The sequence below is a fragment of the Microbacterium capsulatum genome (assembly GCF_030865425.1).
Classification (GTDB): Bacteria; Actinomycetota; Actinomycetes; order Actinomycetales; family Microbacteriaceae; genus Microbacterium; species Microbacterium capsulatum.
The window spans coordinates 103621-129505 of record NZ_JAVFCB010000009.1; the positions used below are offsets into that span (position 1 = coordinate 103621).

The following is a 25885-nucleotide window of genomic DNA, read 5'->3' on the forward strand; positions in this document are numbered from 1 at the left end:
TGGGGATCACCAGGTGGCGGGCGTCGAATCGGAGGGATTGCCGCCGACGATCCTCACGAAGTGCTGCCCGGGGTAGCCGTTGTAGCACTGCAGCTGGACCGAGCCGTTGGCCGGGATCCTCACCGGGTAGCCGGCGTTGTCGGTGTAGCCGCCGTCCGGGCCCACGCACTGGATCTGGTACGAGCCGGCGGCGTAGTTGCTCACGTTGATCACGTAGTACGAGCAGCCCGAGGTGGCGCAGCCGGGCATGCCCTGGGCGCTCGAGCCCCGGGTCGTCCACGCCTTCGGCTGCGGCGGCGCGTCGGTCGTCGCCGAAGCGGTGGCGATCTGCGACGACTGCTGCGGGCTGGCCGAGTCGAACGCCTGGACGCGGATCGAGTGCGACTGCGAGTAGCCGTTGCCGACCGTCGTCGTGCCGTTCAGTCCGACGTTCTGCCAGGCGCCGCCGTCGACGCTGATCCTCATCACCTGGATGGAGCGGCCGTTCGGTGCCGGCGCCGACCAGCCGAGCGTGACGCTCGTGCCGTTGTTGGTCGCCGACGCGCCCGGCGTGCCCACCGGCCCGTACGGACGCAGCCCGCTCCGAGAGCCCGCCTGGCCCGGCTGGGACTCCTGCCCTGCCACGACCGAGTACGCGCGCACGGACACCGTGTAGGTGCCGTTGTTCGCCGCCGGGATGTTCCTGCCGTCCCAGTTGCGCGACCACGCACCGCCGGTCGAGTACTCGTAGTGGATCTCGGATGCACTCGCGCCGTTGGCGTCGGCGAGCGAATAGGTGACCGCGATGTTGTTGTTCCCCTCGGTCGCCGAGGTGATCGTCGTCGCACCCGGCTGGCCGAACGCGCGCCGCGCGTTGGAGGCCGCGGACCACACACCGGCGCCGGCCTTGTTGTTGCCGCGCACCTGGAACGTGTAGTCGCCCGTGGAGTTGTCGACGGTGACGTTCTGCGAGGTCGTCGTGCCGGCTATCCCGGTGATCGTCCGCACGACGGATCCGCCCTGCAGCACCTGCAGGTCGTAGCTCGAGATCGCATCGCCGTTCGCGCCGGCAGCGGTCCAGGACACCGTCATCTGCGACTGGCTGCCCACGCTCGGGGCGCTCTGCGCGGTGGGCGTGCCGGGCGCGGTGGGCGGTCCCGCCGGGATCTCGGTCGCCGACCAGCCGCTCCAGCTGGAGGGTTCGGGCGCCAGGTTCTTCGCCTGCACGCGCACCTGGTACGCAGCGCCGTTCTCCAGGCCGTCCCAGGTCAGCGAATTGCCGGTGACGCCGGTCTTCTGCGTGACGCCGTTCGGCGGTGCGGGCGAGATCTCCAGGGTGTACGACGACACCGGAGATCCGGGCGTGGTCGGTGTCGTCCACGACACCTGGAGCGACTTGTCGCCGAATTTCAGGGTCGGCGGGTTCGGGGTGTCGGGGCGCGCATCCGGACGCGCAGGTCCGGACGACGGCGACGGCCTGCCCTCGCCGACGCGGTTCGTCGCGGTGACCGCGAAAGTGTACGTCACGTTGTTGGTCAGCCCGTCCAGGGTGCACGTCGTCGACGCGCACTGCTTGGTGTACGAGCCGCCGCTGGTCGCGCGCACGGTGTAGCCGGTGATCTCGGCGCCGTTGTTCGACGGCGGAGCCCAGCTCAGCACCACGGTGCGGTCCTGCACACTCGTCACCTGCGGAGCACCCGGGGCGTCCGGGACGCCCTGCACGGTGACGACGATGCGGCCCTCGACCTCACGATCCGGATCCTTCGTCGCGTCCTGGATCCGGTAGGTGGCGACGACCTGCCCGATGAAGTCCTTGCTCGGCGTGATCACGACCTTGTCGCCCTGCACCGCGGAGGACGCGGTACCGGTCTGCACGTCGACCGCCATGATCTTCAGCGGCTTGTCCGGGAACGGGTTGATGTCGTTCTCGAGCACCGGGATCGTGACGGCCTTGCCCTGGTCGGCCTGAGGCACGGTGTCCTCGTTCGCGACCGCGAGCGGCCGGGTCGACGCGGCGACGGTGAGCGAGACCGTGCCGTCGACCGGCGTGGTCCTGCCGTCGGTGACCTTCAGCTGCACGGTGCCGGCGCTGCCCTTCGGCGTCGACGAGTCCGCGCTCACCTTCAGGGTGGAGCCCTCCAGGTTCGCCTTCAGGCCGCCGCCCGGCTGCTTGGCGATCTCGTACTTCAGGTTCTTCTCGTCGCCCGGATCCGGATCCTTCGTGAGCGCGGCGAGGTCGACCGACTGCGCGGGCTCGCCGGGCGCGACCGACACCTGCGCGTTCGTGAACGCCGGCGGCTGGTTGTCGGGCGGCAGCACGGTGATCGGGATGCTCAGCGTCGCCTTGCGACCCTTCGGGTCGTCCGGGCCGGTGCCGTCCGTGACCTCGAAGGTGAGCGCGTCGTCGCCGAAGTAGCCCGCCTTGGAGGTGTAGACGAGGGTGTGCTCGTCCTTGATCAGCGAGGATCCGTTCGCGTTCACCGCGCTCACCTTGCCGGCCTCGGTGATGCGCACCTGGCCGCCGCCGGCGACCGTGACGTACTGCGAGAGCGGCAGCTCCTTGGTCTCCCCGCTCTTCACCTCGAGCGGCTTCGTCGACTTCAGCGTGGGGGCGAGCTCGCTCAGCGCGGGGACGAAGACGAAGGCGGAGGCGGTCAGCTTGTCCTGGTCCGTGATCGTGTACTGGATCAGCTGGCGCTGGTCGGTGACCGTCACCTGGATCGTGCGGTCCGGCATGACCTTGGCGTCGCCGTCGGCGACGCTCAGCTGCAGGTCGTCGACCGTTCCGTCCGGGTCCTCGTCGTTCTTCAGCACCGGGACCTCGACCTGCAGGCTGCTGCCCTTCACGTCGGACGCCTGCACGCGGTCGTCGCGGGCGATCGGCGCGACCAGGGGCACGTCATCGGCGACCGTGATCTGCACGGGCGCGGTGGCGGTGGCCCCGTGCGAGTCGGCGACGGTGTACTGGACGGAGGTCTGCACCGGGTGGTTCGGGACCGTGACGAGCACGCGGTCACCGGACACCTTCGCGCTGAGCCCGTCGACCGGCGGCACCTCGAGGCCGTTCTTCACCAGGGAGAGCACGTCGCCGTCCGGATCGGAGTCGTTGGCGAGCACGGGCACGGCGATCGTGCGGCCCGGCCGGGTCACGATCGAGTCCTTCACCGCGTACGGGGGCTGGTTCACGCTGGTCCCGGGCGCGATCCCGACCCGGATCGTCGCGGTGGCCTCCTTGCCGAGTCGGTCGCGCACCTTGTACGTGAACGCGTCGACCCCGGAGGCGTTGTCGAACGCCTGGTAGGTGAGGTAGTTCTCGCCGATCTCGGTGACCTGCCCCTGCTTGGGGGCGGAGTCCAGGCCGACGAGCTCGACCGAGTCGCCCTCCGCATCCAGTCCGTCCAGCGGCACGGCGATCCGCACGCTCGTCCCGCTGAGCGCCCGCACGGTCAGGTCGTGCGGGCGGGGCGCGGTGTTCGTCTTCTCGTCGACGGGGAGGATCTGGATCGTGATGTACCCGGCGGCCTTCTGCCCGTTCGAGTCGACCGCCTCATAGGTGGCGTAGACCGTGCGCGGGGTGGGGCCGGCGCGGAAGCGGACCGTGTCCTGCGAGACGAACGCCTCGCCGTACTTCGGGTCGATCAGCGGCTCGACGAGCTTCGGCGCGACATGCAGGGTCGTGCCGGGGGCGTGCTTGTCGTTGGCCAGGACCGGGATCGTCACCACGTCGCCGGCGCGCACGACCGCGGTGTCGTCGTGCACGACCGGCGGCTCGAGTTTCGCCGGAGCAGGGATCGGGATGACGATGACGTCGCCCTCGGCGGTCTTCGACCCGTTCGAGATCTTGTAGCTGAACCGGACCTCCTGGTTCAGGTTGCCCTGATCCGTGACCCGGACGGTCTCGTGGTTCAGCACCGACACCGAGATCCCGCTGTGCGGAGGCACCGTCACCGACTGCACGACGAGGATCCCGCCGGCCGGGTCGATGTCGTTGTTCAGCACGCCGACGAGGACGTCGCCGCCCGCGGGCAGCAGCGCGACGTCGCGCACCGCGATCGGCGGGGCGGCCTCGGCGGTCTTGTCGAGCACGTCGATGCGGACCAGGCCCGGCACCGCGTTCGGGCCGGCGCTGGCGAGGTACTGCGCGTAGTACACGCCGGGCAGCGCCGCCTGGAACGTGAACGTGCCCTCGGCGAAGTTCGGGGTGAGCACGGCGCCGGGCACCTCGTCCACGCGGGCGAGGCGCAGCGGCTCGCGACCGGAGCTGGAGTCGTTCAGCAGGGGCGACACGGTGACCTGCTCGCCGGCGCGGGTGACGACGTGGTCGGCCTCGGTCTTCGGCTCCGTGGTGCCGGCGGGGCGCACATCCAGCCGGACCGTGCCGGTGGTCAGCTCGCCGAGCGCGTCGGCGACGACGACCTTGATCTCCTTGCGTCCGGGCATGCTCGCGATCGCGTGGTAGGTGAACTGCCCGTCGGGGGTGAAGTCGACCTGGTCGCCGGGGGCGGCGATCACGTCCTTCAGGTACATGTCGTCGCCGTCGGGATCGATCCAGTCCGGCAGGGCGTTGTACTTGACCGAGCCGCCGGCCTCGACGATCAGACCGGGCACGCGCTGCTGCTTGGGCGGGGCGTTCTGGCTCCAGTCGTGCACGTCGATCGTGACGGTCGCGGTGGCCTTCCCGCCGCGGCCGTCGTCGGCCTGGTACTGGAACGTGCCGGATCCGCTGGCCTTGTCGGGCACCGCGATCTGCAGTGCACCGCCGTTGTTGATCGGCTGCACCTCGCCGATCGAGGGCTGCGCCTGGGCGAGGGAGGCGACGAGCACGTCGCCGTCCGCGTCGCTGTCGTTGTCCAGCACGGGCAGCATCGTGGTGCGGCCGGGCCGGACGCCGAAGGTGTCGTCGCGGGCGACCGGCGGGGTGTTCTCCGGTGTGCGCTTGGGCAGGGTCGTCTCGACCTGGTCGTCGGCGGTCTGATCCTGCTTCTGGGTGTCGCCCTCCGGCGGCACGATGTCCTGCCAGTTGTCGACGCGCTGCAGGTTGTCGGTGGCGAGCCAGGCGGCGCCGCTCGCCGTGTCGTTGAGCACGACCACGTCGCGGTTCACCCGGAACACGAGCGACGTGCTGTGCTCGGCGCCTTCGATCGAGGTCTTCAGATCGTCCGCGGTGCCGACGCAGTCGCGGAGGAAGGTCGCGGATCCGCCCCACGCACCGTAGGTGCAGCCCTTCACGAACACCGGAGCGGCCGGGGCGCCGATGCCGCCGGCCTCCTTCACAGAGGGAGCGGATCCATCCAGCGGGACCGAGACGAGCGCATCGGCGGTCGCCAGCGCGACGGACGAGTTCTCGGCGGAGGCCTGCTGCAGCACGGCCGCGTCGGTGCTCTTCAGGCCCGCGCCCCTGGCGTCGGCGCCGTTCAGGTCGGTGCGGTGCCCGGCGGCGTAGACGGCCTTCGCCTCGGCGTCGAGGACGACCGGGGTGGCGCCGACGACCGTGATGCTCGGCTTCGCGCCCTGGCCGAGGTCGATCCCCTCGGTGGACGGCTTCTGCGGGGCGCCCTGCGCGTCGACGTGCACGGTGACGATCGCGCGGTCCTTCGCGGAGACGGCGTAGACCGTGCCGTCCTGGCCGACCGTGACATCGGCGTCGGGGCCGAGCACGGCGGACGGCCGGCTGCCCGTGGCCTTGAAGCCGCCGAGGGCGGAGGCCGGCAGCACCCAGAGCTTGCCGTCCTTCGGGGCGAGGATCGCGACGGTGGTGCCGCCGAGGGCCGTCTTCGCGCCGCCGGGCACCGCGACCGCGTCGCCCAGCGAGACCCGGGCCGGGTCGACCGCCGTCAGGGTCGAGGAGCCGTGGTCGGTGACGAGCACCGTGCCGCCGGCCTGCAGCACGTCGTAGTTCTCGCTCGCGGCGCGCAGGCCGCCGTCGAGCACGCGGGACTCGTTGTTGAAGTGCCCGACGAGCAGGCTCGCCGTCTTCGTGAGCCACACGCCGCCGTCATGCAGGTCGACCTCGGCAGTGGGGTTGCCCTCGTAGGCGAACGCCATGCCGGCGACGGCGATGGAGGCGGCTGTGACCGCTGCGGCGGAGGCGAGGCTCTTCGGACGCAGACGCAGCCACGCGAACGACTTCACCACGAAAAATCCCCCCGGACGTCACAGCGATCCCCCGACCGTGCACAGGAGGGGGATACGCGGGCGAGTCTACCCGGCGCCCCTGGACGCCCCGCGATGGGGAGAACTCCCCATGCCGGGGGCGCGCGATGCAAATCGGGGTCGTTGAGCGAGGACGGCGGAGCCGACCGAGACGAAACGCTGTTCTCCACTGTGCCTGCCGCTTCGCGCGCGACGAAGCAGATCCGCGACGATTCGGTTCACCTCCATGAAGGTGATCCTGTAGACCTCCATGCTGCCCATCTTCGGGAGGCCGACGAACCGATGCCTCGTTGTCGCGGAGATGAACCATCGGAACGGACCGTTCGCAAAGGCCGAGATCAGGCCAGCGGTGTGACGCGAGCCCCCAAAGCCACGGTCTCCTGCATCACGCAACGCCTCAACACATCAGCGCATGCGCCTAATCACTTCGAATGTGGCATCGCGTTCACGATTTCTTCGAGTTCAGATCGACGCGCGCCCCGTACAGCCCAACCATCTTTCGGCGTGATCTCGATCTCAACTTCCCGCCCGTCGTCAAGAACGAGCAAGATGTGATTGAAGGTGACTCTAGAGCGTCGCCCAATCGATACCCTCTCGATCTGGGAGCTGCTGAACGAGTGCGCCAGACGCGCGTTGGATCGCGTCGAAAGGGTTGTGCGTACGGAGAACACATCTACCCTGTCCGCATAGATGAACAGCCAACCGGGTGAAAGAACCTCGTTGACGGCGTCGCTCTTGGCGACATATGCCGTTCGAAGCAGCGCCCATTCACGAGGACTGGCAACAATCGCGGCGCGCCGGGCGTTGATCGACAACAGTCCCCATTGCCAAAGCTGACCAAATGCGCCGAGGAAGCAGATCGGAGCAAGACTGAGGCGAAGCCAAACCGGGACTTCCATCTCCGCGAAGATCGCCACATATAGGCAATATAGGCCAATGAGAAACGTTAGCCCAGCAAATGCAGTTCGTGCCGCAACACCAAGGGTGAGTCCGGGCTCAAATTCGCCACATTCTTAACTAAACTAAGCACCCCTGACCAATCGCTACTTCACACACGGTCGCTGGAACCGCCCGACGCCTCCCTAATCGCACTCGCGATCTCTTCCAACTCCCCTCGACGTGCTCCTCGTACCGTCCACCCATTCTTCGGAGTGATCTCGATCTCGACCTCGCGCCCGTCAGCGAGATTCATGAAGACATGGTCGAAGCCGACTCGGACACGTCGATCAACCGATACCTCCTTGATCGCGTCACCCGACAACGAGTACGCCCTTCGCGCCTTCGACCGGACAGAAAGGATCATCCGCACATCGAAGATCTCCAAGTGATCTGAAAAAACAAACACCCATCCCGGCTTCAGTCGATCAACGATCATGTCGTCTTTCAAGACGTAACCCATGCGGACCAACGCCCACGCAACTGGTTGCGCAAGACTCGCCGCATTGCGTGCATTTGTGGACATAAGACCCCACTGCCGAAGCAGCACAAATGCCATGACAAGAAACAAGACACCAACAACGAGAAGGTACCAGTCAGGATCTCCGGTCCCGGCAAAAAATGCGGCGGAAAAAAGAGCCCCACACGCGAGCACAAATATGCAGGCAAGAACTATTCTTGATACCACGGCCCAGGTCGCATCCGGAATATATGACGTCACAATCGTTCACCCTTTGCCCTGCAAGTCGGGCGCCCGTTCGCTCTCCGCCGCGAAGCGCCCGGTCCCCGCCGCACCCGACGCTCGCGCCATCAATACCGGCCGTACATGCCCACGCGAATCCAGCCGCGGCTGGCGTAGGGAACACCGGGGGCGCTCGCAGGTCGCTGCACCAAGACAGGACCGATCATCGTCCGAAGCGGGCCCGTCTCGGCCACGTCTGCCGAGGTCGGATCGGATGCTGCGATGTTTTGCGATGTCGAATCCTGGGCCTCGCGAGCTCCGTCTGGACGTGTGAACTTGCCGACCACCGAGTCCTTCGCAGCAAGCAACCAGGCGGCTGCCTCGGGTGACACGTCGAACTTCGGAGCGGGCGCGTTGGGCGCCGTGGACGTGTCGTAGATCGTCCGGTCCGGCAGCGGACGCGCCGGCTCCGACTCCCCGACCGGCACTTGCGGCACCATCGACGGCAGGTCTCCCACCGGGAGCGCCGGCAGATCCGTCACATCGAAGGGGCGTGCCGGTTCCTCGGACGGCGCCGGTTCGGGGGAAGCCGCAGGGTCCTCGGACGAGCGGGCCGCCGCGACGACCACCGACGCCGACGCCGACTCGGCGACCGTCAGTCCTGCCAGCACGGCAAGCAACCCAACAGCCGTAACGAGCATCGATCGGACCTTCATCACGAATCCCCCGTTCTGGAGCTATCCCCTGACGATCCATCCAGCGAACACCAAGGTTACACATAGTGAGCTTCCAGGTTGGCCACGTGGTGCCACAAGATGACAATCAAGAAGGCGGCGGTCATCCCTCAAGCAGCACGAACGCGACGCCCGCGACGAACCCGATCCCCCCGTATGCGAGCAGTGCCGTCCCGACGCCGATCATCACTCGATCGCGGGCGGGGATCACCACGCGGTCACCGACTCGCCAATCTTCGCGCCGCCTCCACGATCGGAAGATCATGCGGACGCCGGCCAGGACCGAGACGACTGCCGTGGCGTTCACGAGAGCCGCAATCGGCATCGCCCACTCACCGAGGCCCGCTGCCACCGCATCGAAGACCAACCCGGAGTGCCGCAACGATGCCCGGACGGACGGAAATGCCGGGAGCGTCACAAGAAATACCCCGAGCAAGAGCTGCATGACACCGATCACGACCGGATACCACGGCCGCTCGCTAATTCCCCCCGGCACAGCCCCGGCGCGGACCATGTTTTCGGTTACGCGCCGGCGGAAAATGACCATCAGCACGCTCGACACCATCAGGACAACGCCGAGAACGACGAGAACGACCGACATCACATCTCCTGGGATTCATCCAGAAGCCGAAGAACCGCACCGACCTCGCGCCTGCCTCCGCCGTATCGCGGGGAGAACCGGTGCGGGTTCACGAGGACGACCTCGAGCCGGGTCCCTTCATGCCCGACGAGAACGAGTGTGGGGTAGCAGCCAAACCGCCGCGCGTGCTCCGCTTGTCCCATCGACTCCGGAAACGACGAGAGGGCCGGTCGTTCGTCTGGCACGCCGAACGGATACTGCTGCACGCTGACTCTGCACCCATCGAACGTGAGGACCCCGCGCGCATAGGACGCCACCAGGGTCCGATCCCGCCCGACGAGCTGTGCCGAGTCGTAGGGGATGGCCACGGCTCCGCTCGTTGCCGCGACCCGCCGCGCCCAGCGACGCAGTCCGTCCCCGCGCAGCATCACGACGGCGAGCGCGACCACCGTGTAGAGCAGCATCACCACGGTGGTGCCCATCTGAGCGGTCGTCAGTCCTCCGGTGACGACGAACGGCGCGGCCGACAACGCAGCCAAACAGAGGGGCACCGCCCAGAGGGCGTAGTCCGAGATCCGAGTCCGATACTGCAGGGGCACTGTGCCTCCGCCAGTGGCGATCTCCGCACCCCACCAGAGCCGGTAGTTCCGCGCCTTCTCTGCGCTGAAGAACATCAGCCCGATGAGCAGCGGGCTGATCGACACGACGGCACCGCCCCGATCCGCCGATCGAGACCATTCCGCGAGTACTCCGGCGAAGGCAAGGATCCCCGCTGCGATCGCGCACACGACTCCGAACCAGTGGAAGATCCTCCACCGCCGGTACAACCACCCCGCGTACAGCGCCGAGCCCTGCTCATCGACCATCCCCTGGTTACCCGATGCTTCCATTCAGTGCCTCGACTCAACTGGTCCGGAGCATCTCCATTGCCCCTGGATATCCTGCGCGTCCGCCTGTGTCGCAGCGAACTTCTTCGCGGGCGCGACCTCGGCGCCGAGAAGATCCGTTTGGCACACTCGCCGTTAGCTACTTCCGACACGGCCCCGAGAACCACCCGCTACCTCCTTAATCGCGCTCGCAACCTCTTCCAACTCCTCTCGACGTGCTCCTCGTACCGTCCACCCATTCTTCGGGGTGATCTCGATCTCAACGGTGCGCCCGTCTGCCAAGTCGACGAAGATGTGATCGTACGAGAGACGAAACCGGCGCGAGATAGAAACTTCACGGATATCTGCGGCTTCAAGACTAAGCACGTTACGAGACGGCGACCTGGGCGTCATTGCGTATCGCACATCAAAGATATCGACCCGGTCATGAAACACGAATATCCACCCAGGCCGCAAGAACTGAATAACGACGTCGTCGCTTTCGATATACCCGGTTCGGATCAATGCCCACGCAATAGGACGTTCCTGGCGCACCATCCGGCTTGCATTGATTGACAGGAAGCCCCATTGCCAGAGCTGCAGTGCCGCACCAGCCAACAGCAGCAGCCCTATGAGGGCGAGCTGCCAGGGCATTGAATCAGGGGTTTGGAACAACGCGACATACAGGCAAGTTAGGCCGCCAACGGCGACGGTTCCCATCATGACGGTTCTCACTACAACGGTCGGCGGGCCGTCCGGGCTTAGAATCCTCATCTGTTCCCCATTCTCACCAAGCAACTCGCTCTCTTCCGTCCGGAAGGGGTTCAAATATTCCAGCGACCAGCTCAATGGCCGTTGGAAGCCCCATGGTAAGGCCAAATACGGCACCAACTAGGTAGCCACCGAGCCCTGGGATGAGAGCCGATATGACTGTCGTGCTACTGCGAACCAATGGAAGATCCTCCACCGCCGGTACAGCCACCCCGCATACAGCGCCAAGCTATGCTCCGTGCCCTGGTTACCCGATGCTTCCATTCAGCGCCTCAACTCAACTGGCCCGGAGCATATTCATGGCCCCTTGGATATCCTGCCCGCGCGGTAAAATTCGCCCCAGGTCGGGTGGTCACCCCAACCGCAATAATGGCGACTCGTGCAGTATGTGCTGGTACCAGAATCATGGTCGCAATCTAATTGAAAGTGAGCAAGGTGATCCTGTTCGGCTTGATCTTTCCCATGTCCGCGAGGCCGATGAACTGAGGTCGCTCGCTCGGCAAGATGAGTAGGCGGAACGGCCCGTTCGCCAAAGCGGAAACGACGTTGCGGTCATACCACGTCACGGTCTGACTTGGCGACGCATCCTGGGCCCATGAATGAACGGAGATCCAAGCCAGCCAAGCAAAAGCAATAAGAATCCAAAGCAGACAGCCGCGTACGAGCAGTATCAGGAACCAAGAAAGCACGGTGAGAAACTTCACGGGAGCGCTCCAATTCTCCTCGCCCACCCCGTCAGAGTAGCTGTGCCGCGGGGGACACCACAGCAACCGGGCGACGACGGCGCCACGGTGTCGGCTGACGCACGACCAGACATCACGACGTGCCGGATCCGTGTTCCGTCCACTGTGCAAGGTCTGTTGCCGCACGCTGGAGAATCCAGTCGTAATAGGCGGGCTCGCAGAGGACCTCCTCCGCCGCGTCCCGAGCCGCAGCGGCGTCCCACTCCACAACGGCCTCCGCGGCGATCAGCTGAACAACGGGCGAGGAATCTCTGAGCAATGCCGTCAGCGCAACTCGTCCCTCAGCAGTCGATTTCAGGTTCTCAACCCTCTGATCGACATGGGCCGCCGATCGAAACGCCGTTCTGTCGCCTCGATGCGAGATCCACATGTCGCCGGCGGTCCTCAGGTGTCGTACGTCTTCTTCGACCTGGTCCCGTAGGGGAACCCGGCGATCGTATCCATTCTCCTTGCGCTTCGAGATGACCGCCCATTCCATGGCCTGCACAAGCAGCAAGATCAGTGCCACACCGAAGATCGCGAAGACCTTCGCGGACACCGGCCCGGGAATCAAGACGACAATGACGACGGGTATCGGCAGGGCGATCGACGCCCTCCGCGCGAACTGCTTCAAGAACGCGCCTACCAACGGATCAGGCACGGGTCTCCGCCGCCCAGTCTTTCCGAGCTTCTGCCTGCAAGAGGTTCGACCTCACGATCACCCAAATTCCGCCGCTCCTAGCTGTACCGCGGGGGCACCCAGAGCAACTGCGCCGCGACCACGCCGCGGTCGCGGCTCACGATCTGCGCGCGGCCCGGGATCGCGGGGATCGGACGGACCTTGCCGATCAGCTGCCCCTCCTCCGGGTTGCCGCTGAGCAGGATGCCGGTCGCGCCGAGGTCGGTCATCCGCTGGATGATCGGGTCGTACGCCGCGCGGCTGGCACCGCCGGTGCGCCGGGTCAGGATCACGTGCAGGCCGAGGTCGGCCGCCTGCGCGAGCAGCGGCGCGAGCACGGCGATCGGGTTGCCCTGTGAGGTCGCGACGAGGTCGTAGTCGTCGACGAGCACGAAGCCCTCCGCGCCCGTCCACCAGGATCGGGTGCGCAGCTGCTCGGGTGTGACGTCGGGCCCGGGGATCCGGCTCTGGAAGAACGCGGCCAGCTCGCCCATGCCGCCCTCGGCCAGCTCGTGCGAGGTGAGGTACGCGCCGAGGTAGTCCTGCGGGATCTCGCCGAGCAGGGCACGCCGGTAGTCGACGACGAAGATCTTCGCCTCGTTCGGGCCGTACAGCCGCGTGATCTCGTGCACGACGCCGCGCAGCATCGACGACTTGCCCGAGTCGGCGTCGCCGTACAGGTACAGCAGCGGCTCGGCGACCGGGTCGATCGAGAACGGCGCGAGGTTCGCCTCGTCGATGCCGAGCAGGATCTCCCGCGGCTCGGTGCCGCCCGCGTTGCGCGCGGCGAGCGCGCGCAGCTCGTCGTGACCGATCCGATCCGGCAGCAGGCGCAGCTTGGGGCCGGACGGTCCGCGCCAGGCCGCGGCGACCCGGCGGAGCAGATCGTCCACGCCGTCGGCGAGGGTCGACGCGTCCTCGACGCCGTCGACGCGGGGCAGCGCGGTGAGCATCTGCAGGCCGCGCGGGTTCAGGCCGCGACCGGCGAGCGAGGTGACGTTCGCGGCCGCCTTGCGGTCGATCTCGGAGTCGCTGGCGTCGCCGAGGCGCAGCTCGATCCGCGTGCCGATGAGGTCCTTCACGTTCGCGCGGATCTCCATCCAGCGCGCCGCGGTGAGGATCACGTGCACGCCGTAGGTGAGGCCGCGAACGGCGATCGCCTGGATCTGCCCCTCGAGGCTCTCGAACTCGCTGCGCAGCGTGCCCCAGCCGTCCACGACGAGGAAGATGTCGCCGTAGCCGTCGTCGACGGATCCCTCGGCGCGACGCCGGCGGTACGTGTCGATCGAGTCGATGCCGTTCTGGCGGAAATACACCTCGCGGGTGTTCAGCAGCGCGGTGATCTCGCTCACCGTGCGGCGCACGACGTCGGGCTCGGATCGGGTGGCGAGGCCGCTCAGATGCGCGAAGCCCTGCATGCCGGCGAAGCTGCCGCCGCCGAAGTCGATCACGAAGAACTGCACCTCGCGCGGGGTGTGCGTGAGCGCGAGCGCGGCGACGGTGGTGCGCGCGAGCGTGCTCTTGCCGCTCAGCGGGGCGCCCACGATCGCCATGTGCCCGGCCGCACCGCCGAGCGAGATGACGAGGTCCTCGCGGCGCTGCTCGAGCGGCACGTCCACGACGCCGATCGGCACGGTGAGCCCGCCGACCGCACGCCAGCGCGGCGAGACGAGCCCGAGCTGCGGATCCTCCACGAGATCGCCGAACAGGGCGCCGAGCGTCGGCGGCACCTCGAGCGGCGGCAGCCACACGCGGTGCGCCTCGGGGCCCCGCCCGCTCATCCGCTCGACGGCGAGCTCGAACGTGTTCCGCTTCTCCTCCGGCTCGGCCGGCAGCTGCTCGACGGGTGCGTCGACCGGCTGCTCGCGGATCCGCACCGGGGCGGCGGTGAACAGCTCGACGGCGGCGTCCTGGCCGCCCTTGCGCGCGGATCCGATCGCACGGCGGCGGCGCGGCGGGGTGCCCGAGACGTACGCGGCGCGGAACTGCGTCATCGTCTCGGTGTCGCTCTTCAGGAAGCCGACGCCCGGCTCGGGCGGCAGGTGGTAGGCGTCCGGTACGCCGAGCACCGCGCGCGACTCCGACGCCGAGAACGTGCGCAGGCCGATCCGGTACGACAGGTACGTGTCGAGCCCGCGGAGCTTGCCCTCCTCGAGGCGCTGCGAGGCGAGCAGCAAGTGCACCTGCACGGATCGGCCGACGCGGCCGATGTTCACGAAGCTCTCCACGAACTCGGGCTTGGCGGCGAGCAGCTCGCTGAACTCGTCGGCGACGATGAGCAGCGCGGGAAGCGGTGCGAGATCCGTGCGGCCGCCCCGGCGGGCCTTCTCGTAGTCGGAGACGTTGGCGAAGTTGCCGGCGGCGCGCAGCAGCTCCTGCCGGCGCACGATCTCGCCCTGCAGGGCGTCCTGGAAGCGATCCACGAGGGAGAGCTCGCTGCCCAGGTTGGTGATGATCGCGGACACGTGCGGCATCCCGGCCATGCCGGCGAAGGTCGCGCCGCCCTTGAAGTCGACGAGCACGAAGTTCAGCTGCTCGGGCGAGTGGGTCAGCGTGAGCGCGAGCACCAGCGTGCGCAGCACCTCGGACTTGCCGGATCCGGTCGCGCCGATGATGAGGCCGTGCGGGCCCATGCCGAGCTGCGCGGACTCCTTGATGTCGAGGATGAGCGGTCTGCCGTCCTCGTCCTGGCCGATCGGCACGCGCAGCCGGTCGCGCTCCAGCCGCGGCGCCCACGCCGTGTCGAAGTCGATGTCGCGCACGTCGGGCAGCCCGAGCATCTCGACGAGCTCGGCCTGACCGCGGCTGACCGCCCCCTCCGCCGTGGGCGACAGCGCCGTCGGGTTCGCGGAGATGAGCCGTCGCGCGGTGGCCTCCGCCTCGACGATCGTGATCCCGTCGACCTGGAACGGCTGCGCCACCATCTGCCGGCTGACCAGCTCGGCGGAGCCCTGCGCCGCGGCGGAGAGCGCGACGCGCAACGTGCTCTCGTCGTACAGATCGCCCCACCGCGACGGCAGGTCGATCACCGTGATCCCGGCGACGCCGTCGACGAGCGTGGATGCCTGCACGCCGTCGGTGAGCACGACGATGTGCGGCAGCTCGGCCGGGCCGGCGCTGCGCGTGAAGCGGGCGCGCTCGCCCAGGTCGGAGGGCAGCAGCTCCTCGAGATCCGCCATCCGGGATCCGATCATCCGCGCCGCGCCCAGGGCGTCGCGGCCGGTGCGGGAGTGGGTGTGCGGCATCCACTTCGCCCACTCCCACTGCGGCAGCGCGGCCTCGTCGGCGGCGATCACGATCTGGACGTCCTCGGGGTCGTGCATCGTCGCGACGTGCAGCAGCATGGCCCGCGCGAGGCTGCGCGCCTCGTCCTCGTCCCCGGTGATCTCGACCCGCGCGTAGTCGCGCAGGGACACCCCGAGCGGCAGCTGCGACTGCGTGGAGTGCGCGAGCATGAACCGGTGTGCGGCGGAGGCGGCGACCGGATCCAGCTGCGCGAGCGGCGGCAGCTCCGGCGCCTCGAGGGTGATGCACAGCGGCTGGTCGCTGAGACCCACGCGCACGGAGAGGAAGTCGGCATCGGCGGGCGAGCGCTCACCGATCCGGGTGCGCTCCTCGGCGACGTACGGCAGCGCGGACGGCGCGGGCAGCTGCCAGTTCGCGGCACGGCGCTGCTGGTGCGCGGCGACGCGGATCGAGGCGCGCAGCTCGGTGAGGTAGGCGAGGTACTCGCGACGGGCGGCGAGGGTCGCGGCCTGCTTCTGCGACCGCTGCCGCCAGCCGTTGACGAGCACGAAGCCGAGCGAGGACACCAGCACCATGCCGCCGATGAGGAAGCCGCCGGGGCCCTGGTTGGTCATGCCGACCATGACGACGGCGCCGACGCTGCCGAGCATGGGCAGCATCGAGGTGAGCAGGTTCGATCCGCCGTCGCTCGGCTGCAGCTCGGGCGGGGCCTGCACGGTGAGGGTGCCGGAGGGGACCCGCGGAGGTGCCAGTCGCGGACCCGTCATGCGTTCCCGCCTCTCTCGTCGTGTGCGCTGGGCATCAGCTGGCTGACCGTGAACATGCGGTCGCCGACGCGCACCCGGTCGCCGTCGTCGAGCAGCGTGCGCGCGCCCGGGGCGAGCTCCGTGCGGCGCCCGTCGTCGGCGAGGATGCCGGACCCGTTCGTGGATCCGAGGTCGGTGGCCCAGGTGCGCCCGCGGGAGTGCTCGAGGCGCAGGTGGGTCTTGGACACGGTGCTGTCCGGGTCGTCGACGACCACGAGCAGGTCGCCGGGATCCGACGGCGCGGGGCGGCGGCCGAGGTTGACCACCGCGGGCAGGTCGATCCGGATGCGCTGCCCGGTGTCGAAGATGAGCAGCATCGCACCGCGGGCCGGGTCGGCGGGGCGGGGCGTGAGGGTCGCGGGGGAAGGGGCTGCGGGAACGGCGGCGGGAGCCGGGGCTGCCGGCTGGGGGATCGGGGCAGGTGCCGGCGGCGCGGCCGCGGCCGGCGGAGCGACCGGGGCGGGCGGGGTCGGGACGAACGCCGGCGGCGCGGCGGGCGCGACCGGAGCAGCCGCTGCGGCGGGAGCCGTCGGGCGCGGGGCGGCGAGTCCGCCCGGTGCGAACGAGACCACCGCGGGGCCCTCGTCCTCGTCCACGGCGGGGCGAGCGGAGGTGCTGAAGACGAGCGGCGGCGCGACCGTGGCCGCCGGTGCGACCGGGGCGGCGACCGTGCCCCGGCGGGGCGCCGCCACGACGACGGTGCCGGCGGCGCGATCGGCCCAGGACCGGCGGCGACCGCCCGCATCCCAGGCGCTCGAGGCGACGACGATCCAGGATCCGATCCCGACGACGAAACCGGCACCGGTGACCAGCGCACGCACGAACGCGCGGCCGGTGCCGGGGGAGAACGGGGCGTCGTCGCGGGAGGCGCGCAACCGCAGCAGCAGGTTGCCCGGGGTGGCACCGGTGCGGGCGAGCGCGACGCCGAACCCGATCGCGAGCTGCAGCGCGACGACGGCGGCGAGGGTCGGGCTGCGCGTGCCGGCGAAGACGCCGCCCGCGACGAGCGCGACGAGCACGACGTCGATCGTGAAGGCGACCAGGCGCGCACCCGTCGAGGCGGGGCGGCCCGCGAAGGCCCGGCCGAGCGGATCCGGTCCCGAGGCCGGGCCTCCCGAGGCCGGGCCTCCCGAGGCCGGGCCGGAGGAGCCGGGCGCGGGCGGACGAGCCACGGCCACCCCGGCCGGGGCCAGCGGCCGAGCGGCCGAGGCGGGCGCACCAGGATCGGCGACCTGCTCCTCGCGCCTCCGCCGGCGGGACACGGCGGGGGTGCCGGGGTCGATGATCGAGCGGGGCTGGGGAGCGCCCGCGGAGCCGCCCGGAGCACCCGGATATGCGCCGTTGCCGCTCACGTCGCCACCAATCCACGCAACAGGGTGAGCACATCGGCGTGCAGCAGCGCCGCCGGCAGGGCGAGCGCCACGGCGAGGGCCTCCACGACATCGCCGACCCGGGACCAGGCGAGGGAGCCCGCGCCCCGCGAGACCGGGCGGGTCAGCGCGACCGCGACCACGGCGGCGACGAACAGGACGGCGGCGAGGGGCAGGACGACGCTCGACGGGAGCGCTCCGCCGAACAGGCCGCGCCCCGCCGGTCCGGTCGCGAACGCGGCGACCGCGACGAGGAGCACGACGACCGCGGCCGCGCGAGGCGACCAGCGCAGCACTCGCGCGCTCGTGTGCCGCGGGATGAGCAGCAGCGCCAGCACGACGCACGCCGTGAGCGCGATGCCGCCGGAGACGACGAACGGATCCTCGCCCCACTCCCCGAGCAGGGCGATCGGCGCAAACACGGCCGCCGCGGCCGCGAGCAGCACGGTGCCGGCGGTGAGCCGGGCCGACGACTCGTCCACCACCCGGCGCACGCTCTCCGGACGCACCTCGGTCACCGGCTCCGGGATCGTGCCGCGCACGGTCCACCGGCTGCTCATGAAGTGCTCGTAGTCGATGAAGGATCCCTCCGGCAGGTTCACCAGGGCGCTGGGCAGGCCGCGCAGCAGCAGCGGCACGAGGCCGAGGCAGATCGCCGCCGATGCGGGCGCCCCCCAGTGCACGAGCAGGGCGAAGCCCCAGACGGCACCGAACGCGACGAGCAGGATCGCGATCGTGCCGGCGGCCGCGCGGATCCGGCGGGCGGTGAGCAGCGCGATGAGCGCGGTCGTGATCGCGGCGGCGAGCAGGCCGGCGGCCGTCGACAGCTGCACCGCGCCGGGCAGGGCCGTCCCACCGAGGGACGCCGGGATCAGCAGCGCACCGGCCGCGAATGACAGTGCGGCGGGTGCGAACACGCCGCGCAGCGCGAGCGCACCGGCCGCGCGCTCCGTCCGGGTCCAGACCACGGCGGTGACGGCGGCTCCGGCCGCGGCGAGCAGGGCGGTGGCGAAGCGGATCCAGGTGTCGAGCAGGGTCGTGCCGGTGACCGCCGCGAGCAGCAGCACGGCGCAGACGACGAGCAGCAGCCAGCGCGAGCCGTGGTCGACGCGGTCGGGCCCGTGACCGCCACGACGCCGCTGCTCGGGCTCCGCGGTCCGCGCGGGCAGGTCGACGACCGTGTACAGCCCGCCCTCGACGAGCTCCTCGCCGAGGGTCGCCGCGTCGACCTCGTAGCCGAGCGGATCCAGCACGGCGAGACGTCCCCCGGGGACGGAGATCTCGCCGAGCCCGCTCGTGCGGAGCACGTCAGCGAGGGTCTCGTCGAAGGGCAGCGCGAGATCCACTCTCGCCCGCTCGCCCGCCAGCGCGATCCGCCGACGCTCGATCACCCCTCCGGACACCACTGCACCACATCTCCTGATCCACTCGCGGCTCGAATGAGCGCGCGAATCACCCCCTCCGGACGATACCTCACCGGATCACCCCCGCACGGGAAACCGTCCATGCGGCCACGAGACCCACGTGTGAAGAAGCGAGCCGGGCGAGGGGTCACTGGCCACGGCTCGCACGGCGCGCCTCGAAGTCGCGCCACCACAGGGTCTCGTTCCAGATCCATTCGCAGGCCTGAGCCTCGGTGGCGAAATCCAGGGGCGACTCGCCGTCCTCCGACGTCGCCTGGGCCAGACCGCCGCGCTCATCGCCGCGGAAGACGGTGAACGCCCCCTCCCAGCCCCGGACGAGCACGTAGCTCGTCGGCACGGAGGGCGCACCATCGGCCATGGAGAGCGTGTACGACACCCATTCCGAGGTCGCGCCCGGCAACGACAGAAGACGCTGGCACAGTTCGTCGTAATTCATGCCGAGATCATCCTAGATAGCCGTTGCGGATGTACCACTGGATCCCCTTCGGGAGAAGTACTGCACACCCCCGCCGCTCCTCCCGCACCGTGGGGAACGGCGGGATCCTGTGTCACACCGGCGTCCCGCGGTTCCATCCCGGTTTCTGAATCAGCCGGTCGTCCTGTTCATGCCGGCGGCACTGCTCGGCGAAGCGCGCCGCTTCCTGGGGGGAGCCGAGAAGGCGGTCGTACTCGATGCGCGAGAGCTCGTAGAACTCCTCGTAATCGACGAGCCCGTTGCTCACGGGGATCGACAGATACAGCTGATCGGTGCCGTCCACCCGGCCGAGAGAGTACCGATCCTCGCGCGAGAAGAACTCATCGTGGACTTTCACGGCTTCCCTCCTGACCCCATCGGGTTCACATCGTATCCACCGGGCCCCAAATGCCCCACATCGATCACGCCCTCCCGCAGACCGGTCGGCAGTAGACCTCCCGGGATCCATTCGTCGTTCGCGCCCGCTTCGTTCCCGGACGGCATGCGCAGCCCGTTCCCGGCAGGATCACGGACGTCGACACGGACAACGTCGCCGTCCAGGAAACCGTCGGGGAGCCCGAGCGCCTTCTCCATGAGGCGCGGATCCGCTCCCGTCGACGTCATGAGGGCGTCCACTTCGCTCTTCGGCATCACGAACGCCGTGCCGTCGCGCTGCCCGATGCCGTACTTGGTGAAGTTCGCATCCGTCATGAAACGTGTGGCGCCTGAGTCGAACTCGGCCAGATGAGCGTCGATGTAATCCGAAGGCAGATAGGTCGATGGATCTGGTCGCGATCCTTTCGCGGTCGCGACGATGTCGGCCTTATGCGCGTCGGTGAGAGGGACCTCTGGCGGGCCGCCCTTTCCGAGGACACCACCGCGCTCGCCCGGAGCCCCGTGCCGTCCGCCGCCCTTCAAAGCGTTGTCGGCGACGTCGCCGAACTTCTTGAACAGGGCCTTGAGCTTCTCGAGCAGACCCGCGAGCCGCCGGATCGCGTCGACTAGATCCGGGATCTTCTTCGAGAACTTCCCGACCAGCGACGCCACCCGCGTCGACGCCTGCTCGATCACGAGCGGAGTGGCGAGGCCGAGGGTGAACACCAGCTCGGCAGCGTAGGAGATCAGCGAACCGACCAGCTGAGCGAGCGCGTCCCGCACCAGGTCGTGCACGACCTGCACGATCGTCGACGCCATCTGCATGCCCGCGGCCATGCCGTCCGCCCACGACGCCGCACCGTGCAGGTGGTCGACCACGTCCTTCTGGAACCGCAGATACGCCTGCACCGCAGCGCCGTCGGCCGCGTCGAGATCCCCGAGCACGGACGCCAGGTCGGCCGCCGAGGCCCGCAGCTGACCGCCCACGTTCGTCCACGTCTGCGCGAAGCCCGCGACCTGCCCCGAATCACCGGTCAGATCGTTCAGCCAGCCCTTCAACGGTTCGAGGTGCTCCATGAGCCAGCCGAGCCCGGCCGCGATCAGCGAGCCGAGCGGATCCGACACCGCCGCGACCGTGTCCATCGCCGCGGAGAACGCCGCGAAACCGCCGGCCACCCAGTCGCCGGAACGGATCGCCTGCACCAGCGCCTCGCCGTCCTCCAGCAGGAACGCGCCCTGGAACGGCGTGGACGTGTTCACCGGACCCGTGACGAGCGGGTTCGGCGGCGTCATCGCCGCACCCCGTCGACCTCGCCGTGCAACTGCGCGTACCGGGAGGAGAAGTCCTCCTCCATCGCCTCGAAGTCGGCAACCACGCCGAGGAACTCGGTCTCGGCCCGACCGAGCATCGCGGACACCGACGAGATCGTCCCGACCGCGACCTGCGACACGAGCACTGCGGGCGGCACCAGGAAGGAGCACATCACCCCGAACGCCCCGCCGGCGAGATCCAGAGACGACGCGGCATCCTGAGCCATGCGCACATCCGACGCGACGCGTCCGACCCGGGCGGCGTGCTGCCGGCCCAGGTCGAAGTCCAGCGCGATCGAGCCGCTCATCAGCGGTACTCGATCCCGTCGGCCTTCGGCGCGCGCTCCTCGATCTCCGAGCGCAGGTGCGCGACCGCCGGGTCGTCCTCGCCGAACGCCTCCGCGGCGATCCGCGCCGCGCGCTCCCCTGCCGCCTGCTGCGCCTTGTTCGCGGTCTCCACGAGCAGCCGGCCGAGAGCAGCCGGGCCGAGCTGCAGCGCCGCCTCGGTGAGGCCCACATCGAGCAGGCGCCCGGAGGCGTCCACCACGACCGTCAGCTCGCGCCGCGGCGAGGACAGCCGCTCCCGCACGGCCTCGATGTCCGCCCGCACACCTGCCGCCGCCGCCGCACGCTGCTGCGCCTGCTCCAGCTCCCGGGCGAGGCGCTCACGCACCTCGCCCGGCGTCGCCCCGCCGAAGAACCCGCTCATCGCATCCGCTTCCCGTCCACGCTCACCCGATCCACGGTACGGAACCCCGCCCGGAGCGTCGATGGGGAGCACTGCCCATCGATGCGCCCCGGGGAGAAGCCCGCCCCGTGCATGTTTCCCACGGTCAGGCGCGTTCGTCGCGGGATCCGGCCCGCGCGCTCTGGGACATCGGGATCGGCGCCTCGTCGTCCTCCAGGTGCGGCGCCGTCGGGCCGGCCGACGCGCGCCGGCGCTTCTCCTCCTCGGAGCCGCCCTGGCCCTGACCGCCGACCATGCCGCCGCGGGACCCCATGCCGGTCGCACCGGCCTGGCCCGGCGTGGTGACCACACCGGATCCGCCCGCACCGCCCGAGCCGAGGAGCCCGCCCGGCTGCACGCCGGACAGGCTCGCGCCCGCCCCGCCCACACCGGTCAGCTTCCCGCGAGCGGCGAAGGCGAGCGCCGCCGCCGCGCCGCCGCCGAGAGCGCCTCCGCCCAGGCCGCCCGGCAGCAGACCGCCGCCGTGGCCGTGACCGGATCCCGCCGATCCGCCGTCGCCACCGCTGCCCGGTACATGGCCGCGCAGGTTCGGATCGTCGACCGTCACCCGGCCGCCGGGGTATCCGCCGCCGGGGTGTCCGCCACCCGGATAGCCCGGGTCGCCGGGGTGCCCGGGGTAGCCGGGCACAAGCGGGGCTTCGGTCCAGATCGGCGCGCGGTGCGAGCCGACGCCGCCAGAGCCCCCGGGGTAGCCCGGGTACCCGGGGGCGCCGGGGTAGCCCCCGGGCCCGCCGCTACCGGAGACACCGGTCCCGTCCGGCCCACCGGACCCGGAACCGCCCAGGATGGTGGGGGATTCGTAGGCCATCTGCTGGCGCGCTGCCGCGATCTGCTGGGTGGGCTCGACCATCGCCGTGCGGACCGCGTCGACGGCCTTGCGCGCATCCGCCTCGCGCTGGTCGCCGAGGAAGTTCGAGATCACCGAGAGCGCAGTGTCGGCGGCGAGCTCGCCGAGCACGGGGTGCACGATGACCGACGCGGTCTTCACCGCATTCGCCCAGAACGGGTCGACCTGGGCGCTGGGCAGCTCCGTGCCGTTCAGCACGTTCCGCCGCGCGGAGTTCGCCGAGTCGATCGCCTTCACGATCGTGTCCACGTGGCCCGCGATCGACGCGAAGTCGGAGCGCATCTGCGCGACGCGGGTGCGCGCGGCGTCGCCGGCCGCACCCTGCCACGACGACTTCGAGTCGACGAGCGCCTGCAGCGCACCGTCCAGGGAGTGCAGCGCGCTCAGCAGCGCGGCCGCGTTGGTGATGTGCCAGTCGTCGATCCGCCGGATCGCGTTGAGCTCGTCCTCCGCCTTGGCGTAGCAGACGTATCCCTCGGTCATCGTGTTGCCCCTTCGTCCGTGTGCGGAGCGGATCCGTGCGCGACGCCCGCCGTCTGCAGCTGCTCGCGTGTCGTGCCGTCCGCCCCGATCGGCGCGGCTCCGTCGCGGCCTCGGGCGGTCCGCCGCGTCAGCACGACCCCGCCGACGACCAGCAGCACGAGCAGCGCCCCGCCCCCGATCACCCAGGGCAGCCACGCCGCGCCGCCGCCCGTTGCCTTTCCCGCGGCGCTCTGCCCTGTCCGCGCGGTGGTCGGCGCGGGTGCGGTGCCGGTTCCGGCCGCGCGCACGTCGGCGGCGCTCGGAACGGCGTTCGGATCCTTCGTGTCCAGGAACGGGTTCACGTCCGGATACGCGAGCGGGTCGTCGGCGAGCATCGCGGTCAGCGAGATCGACCCATAGCCGAAGTCGTTGCCCCACTGCGGCTCGTGGTGGCTGTTGCCGGTGTTGCGGATCATGCTCTGCAGCAGCTGGTTGCCCGTCGCCTTCGGGTACTTGCTCTTCAGCACCGCGAGGAAGCCCGCGACGATCGGCGTGGCGAACGATGTCCCGTTACCGAGCCTCTGCTGGTCCCAGGATCCGTTCGCGCCCTGCAACAGGATGCCGACACCGGGCGCGGCGACCTTCACGTCGTCCGTGAGGTTCGCATGCTGCGAGTCGGCGGTCACCCCGCTCGTCTGGATCTTCCCCGCGGCGTCGAAGGCCTGCACGGCGACGGCGCCGTTCGCCGAGGCAGGGAACCCGGTCCAGGTCACGGTCAGCTGATCGTTCTCCAGGGCCGCCATCACGGGGACGCCACGCGCCTCGGCACGCGCCACCGCGTCGATCAGGTCTCGGGAGATGCTCGCGCTCTGCGAGATCGAGATGATGTCGGCATGCGCGTCGAGCGCCGCGTCGATCGCCGCTCCGAGGGCGCCCGCGTTGTCCTTGCCCTGCTTGTCGAGGCACGTGGTCTCGTTCTTCGCGTTCGCGATCGCGGCATCGGCGAAGAAGAGCACCCGGGCGCCCGGCGCGACGCCGCGGATGGGCAGCTGCCCCGGATCAGCCTTGCCGGTGCCCGCGATCAGCGACGCCACGTTCGTGCCGTGGGATCCGGCCGCGAGGTCGGTCGTCGTGGGCATCATCGGCGTGCCGTCGGCGCCGTAGCAGAACGACGTCTGGGAGACGTCGAGGTTCGCGTCGCGCAGCGTCGGCACCGACGGGTTGATCTGCGTGTCGATGACCGCGACGGTCACGCCCTTGCCGCTGTATCCGGCGTCGTGGGCCTCCTGAACGTGCCCGCGGACGTAGTACCAGGATCCCGAGGAGAGGTCGTCGGCGTACGCCGGGGCCGCGAGGACCCCGCCCGCCGCGGCGAGCGCGACGGCGGCGCCGGCGATGCGGAGCAGACGAGCGTGCCGCATCAGTAGTCCGTGTGCGTCGAAGCGGTGCCGGCCGGCGCCTGCTTCTCGGTCGTGTCCAGGATCGACAGCAGGAGCTTGCCCTCGTCGGCCATCGCGGCGTCGGTCTCCATGAGCTTCGTCACGGCGGCACGGATCTCGTCGTGCATCGTGTTGACCGAGGTGACGATGCTCTTCGTCGCGTCGCTCATCGCGGCCGCGGCGAGGGCGATCTCGTCGCGCAGCGCCGCGGTGGTCTCGGCGTTGCCGCCCTCCGCGTGCTTCGCCTGCCAGGCGTTCGGAGCCTCCGTGATCTCCTGCGTGACCTTCTTCAGCAGATAGAAGATCCCGTCCATGTCCGTGGCGATCGGTCCGTTCATGGCCCCCCTCTTTCCCTCCGTCGATGATTGCTCATCACCGCTGCCCGTCCCCGCGCCATGTGCGCGGGGCTCGAACACCGGAAACGCCGCGGATGCGGATCCGTCGCCGGACCGCATCCGCGGACATCATCCGTCGCTCACGCGAAGCGGTTCGCGGACGACTTGTCCCGCGACACGTACTCCTGCGACATCTGCTCGGTCTTCGTGGCGATCTGCTCGAGCAGCTGCTGCAGCTCGGTCAGGGACTTGTTCCACTTGGCCTGGGCCTGGTCGTACGCGGTCTGCGCCTCGCCGTTCCAGGCGGCGCGGAGCTTGCCCACCTCGGACTCGAGACGGTCGAGCTCCGAGCGGATGCCGTTGGCACCCGTGCGGATCTCGTTGGAAAGAGCGGTGACCTGCTCCGGACGCACCGACATCGACTGCATCATGTTCTCCTTAACGTCTTCCGGTCTCGGCGCTCACGCGCCCGACATCATCGAGCCGAGACCCGAGATGGTGGAGCGGTGCTGCTCCTCGGTGGCGGCCTGGTCGCGCTCCGTGCCGGAGAGCGCCTCTTCGAGCGTGACCAGCACCTCGTTGAGCTGGCGGGTGTTCTGATCCCAGCGATTCATCAGACCCGTGAACGAGTCCGCGGCGCCGCCGGTCCAGAAGCCCCGGACCTGCTCGATCTCGCCGCGCACCTTCTTGACCTGCTGGTCGATGCCGGCCTTGGCGGTGTTGACCGCCTGTGCGCCCTTCTTGAGGGCGCCTTCCTCTGCAGAGATGACCTCAGCCATAACTCACACTCCTCCGGTTAGCGGTGGACTCGTGATCGGTCTCGCCGACCGGCGCTGCCGGAACCTTCCGGCGGCCGTCCCCCGCTCAGCAGGTTAGACGAGGCCTCCGGAGGGCACCAATGGGGAGGACTCCCCATCGCCGTCCCCCGTACCCTGGTGGACCCCCCGGGTAGAGTGAAACGCGGTG

General features: G+C 69.6%; 22 protein-coding genes. All 22 read right to left on the minus strand.

Going from position 1 to position 25885, the window contains the following annotated elements; all coding sequences use genetic code 11:
- Positions 1 to 6 precede the first annotated feature (6 nt).
- The 22 genes from RBR11_RS15105 to RBR11_RS15210 all read right to left on the minus strand — a co-directional run bounded on the left by RBR11_RS15105 (position 7) and on the right by RBR11_RS15210 (position 25698).
- The gene (locus tag RBR11_RS15105) at positions 7 to 6114 is read right to left on the minus strand and encodes an Ig-like domain-containing protein (protein WP_308490199.1); all 6108 of its coding nucleotides are present in this window, start codon (positions 6112 to 6114) and stop codon (positions 7 to 9) included.
- Between the two features lie 440 nt (positions 6115 to 6554).
- Positions 6555 to 7049 carry a hypothetical protein gene (locus RBR11_RS15110; RefSeq protein ID WP_308490200.1) on the minus strand — a complete coding sequence of 165 codons (495 nt, stop codon included), beginning with the start codon at positions 7047 to 7049 and terminating at the stop codon, positions 6555 to 6557.
- Positions 7050 to 7180: 131 nt separating this feature from the next.
- The gene (locus tag RBR11_RS15115; RefSeq protein ID WP_308490201.1) at positions 7181 to 7627 is read right to left on the minus strand and encodes a hypothetical protein; all 447 of its coding nucleotides are present in this window, start codon (positions 7625 to 7627) and stop codon (positions 7181 to 7183) included.
- A gap of 251 nt (positions 7628 to 7878) precedes the next feature.
- The gene (locus RBR11_RS15120; RefSeq protein WP_308490202.1) at positions 7879 to 8466 is read right to left on the minus strand and encodes a hypothetical protein; all 588 of its coding nucleotides are present in this window, start codon (positions 8464 to 8466) and stop codon (positions 7879 to 7881) included.
- Positions 8467 to 8587: 121 nt separating this feature from the next.
- Entirely contained in the window at positions 8588 to 9085 is a 498-nt protein-coding gene (locus tag RBR11_RS15125) for a hypothetical protein (RefSeq protein ID WP_308490203.1), read from the minus strand.
- The gene (locus RBR11_RS15130; RefSeq protein ID WP_308490204.1) at positions 9085 to 9930 is read right to left on the minus strand and encodes a hypothetical protein; all 846 of its coding nucleotides are present in this window, start codon (positions 9928 to 9930) and stop codon (positions 9085 to 9087) included. The genes RBR11_RS15125 and RBR11_RS15130 overlap by 1 nt, the downstream gene beginning before the upstream one ends.
- A 156-nt stretch (positions 9931 to 10086) precedes the next feature.
- Positions 10087 to 10653, minus strand: coding sequence for a hypothetical protein (locus tag RBR11_RS15135; RefSeq protein WP_308490205.1), 567 nt, complete (start codon positions 10651 to 10653; stop codon positions 10087 to 10089).
- A 464-nt stretch (positions 10654 to 11117) separates the two neighbouring features.
- Positions 11118 to 11405 carry a hypothetical protein gene (locus RBR11_RS15140; RefSeq protein ID WP_308490206.1) on the minus strand — a complete coding sequence of 96 codons (288 nt, stop codon included), beginning with the start codon at positions 11403 to 11405 and terminating at the stop codon, positions 11118 to 11120.
- Positions 11406 to 11517: 112 nt separating this feature from the next.
- Positions 11518 to 12057, minus strand: coding sequence for a hypothetical protein (locus tag RBR11_RS15145; protein WP_308490207.1), 540 nt, complete (start codon positions 12055 to 12057; stop codon positions 11518 to 11520).
- 104 nt (positions 12058 to 12161) lie between these two features.
- On the minus strand, positions 12162 to 16115 hold the full coding sequence (gene eccCa / locus RBR11_RS15150) for a type VII secretion protein EccCa (protein WP_308490208.1): 3954 nt from the start codon (positions 16113 to 16115) through the stop codon (positions 12162 to 12164).
- Positions 16112 to 17506, minus strand: coding sequence for an RDD family protein (locus RBR11_RS15155; protein WP_308490209.1), 1395 nt, complete (start codon positions 17504 to 17506; stop codon positions 16112 to 16114). Before RBR11_RS15155 ends, eccCa begins: the two co-directional genes overlap by 4 nt.
- Complete coding sequence (locus RBR11_RS15160) at positions 17503 to 18930, minus strand: hypothetical protein (protein WP_308490210.1); 1428 nt, start codon at positions 18928 to 18930, stop codon at positions 17503 to 17505. The genes RBR11_RS15155 and RBR11_RS15160 overlap by 4 nt, the downstream gene beginning before the upstream one ends.
- 145 nt (positions 18931 to 19075) lie before the next feature.
- Positions 19076 to 19384 (minus strand): hypothetical protein, encoded by a 309-nt coding sequence (locus RBR11_RS15165; RefSeq protein ID WP_308490211.1) that lies wholly within the window; start codon positions 19382 to 19384, stop codon positions 19076 to 19078.
- Between the two features lie 112 nt (positions 19385 to 19496).
- Positions 19497 to 19706, minus strand: coding sequence for a hypothetical protein (locus RBR11_RS15170; RefSeq protein ID WP_308490212.1), 210 nt, complete (start codon positions 19704 to 19706; stop codon positions 19497 to 19499).
- 50 nt (positions 19707 to 19756) lie between these two features.
- A complete protein-coding gene (locus RBR11_RS15175) occupies positions 19757 to 21070 on the minus strand; it encodes a hypothetical protein (protein ID WP_308490213.1) in 1314 nt (437 codons plus the stop codon).
- Positions 21067 to 21396 (minus strand): hypothetical protein, encoded by a 330-nt coding sequence (locus RBR11_RS15180; RefSeq protein WP_308490214.1) that lies wholly within the window; start codon positions 21394 to 21396, stop codon positions 21067 to 21069. The genes RBR11_RS15175 and RBR11_RS15180 overlap by 4 nt, the downstream gene beginning before the upstream one ends.
- Entirely contained in the window at positions 21396 to 21797 is a 402-nt protein-coding gene (locus RBR11_RS15185; protein ID WP_308490215.1) for a YbaB/EbfC family nucleoid-associated protein, read from the minus strand. The genes RBR11_RS15180 and RBR11_RS15185 overlap by 1 nt, the downstream gene beginning before the upstream one ends.
- 124 nt (positions 21798 to 21921) lie before the next feature.
- On the minus strand, positions 21922 to 23166 hold the full coding sequence (locus RBR11_RS15190; RefSeq protein ID WP_308490216.1) for a hypothetical protein: 1245 nt from the start codon (positions 23164 to 23166) through the stop codon (positions 21922 to 21924).
- Complete coding sequence (locus RBR11_RS15195) at positions 23163 to 24566, minus strand: S8 family peptidase (protein WP_308490217.1); 1404 nt, start codon at positions 24564 to 24566, stop codon at positions 23163 to 23165. The genes RBR11_RS15190 and RBR11_RS15195 overlap by 4 nt, the downstream gene beginning before the upstream one ends.
- Entirely contained in the window at positions 24566 to 24922 is a 357-nt protein-coding gene (locus RBR11_RS15200) for a hypothetical protein (RefSeq protein ID WP_308490218.1), read from the minus strand. Before RBR11_RS15200 ends, RBR11_RS15195 begins: the two co-directional genes overlap by 1 nt.
- Before the next feature lie 137 nt (positions 24923 to 25059).
- Positions 25060 to 25350, minus strand: a complete 291-nt coding sequence (locus RBR11_RS15205; RefSeq protein ID WP_308490219.1) for a WXG100 family type VII secretion target — start codon at positions 25348 to 25350, stop codon at positions 25060 to 25062.
- A gap of 30 nt (positions 25351 to 25380) precedes the next feature.
- Positions 25381 to 25698, minus strand: coding sequence for a WXG100 family type VII secretion target (locus tag RBR11_RS15210; protein WP_308490220.1), 318 nt, complete (start codon positions 25696 to 25698; stop codon positions 25381 to 25383).
- Positions 25699 to 25885 lie beyond the last annotated feature (187 nt).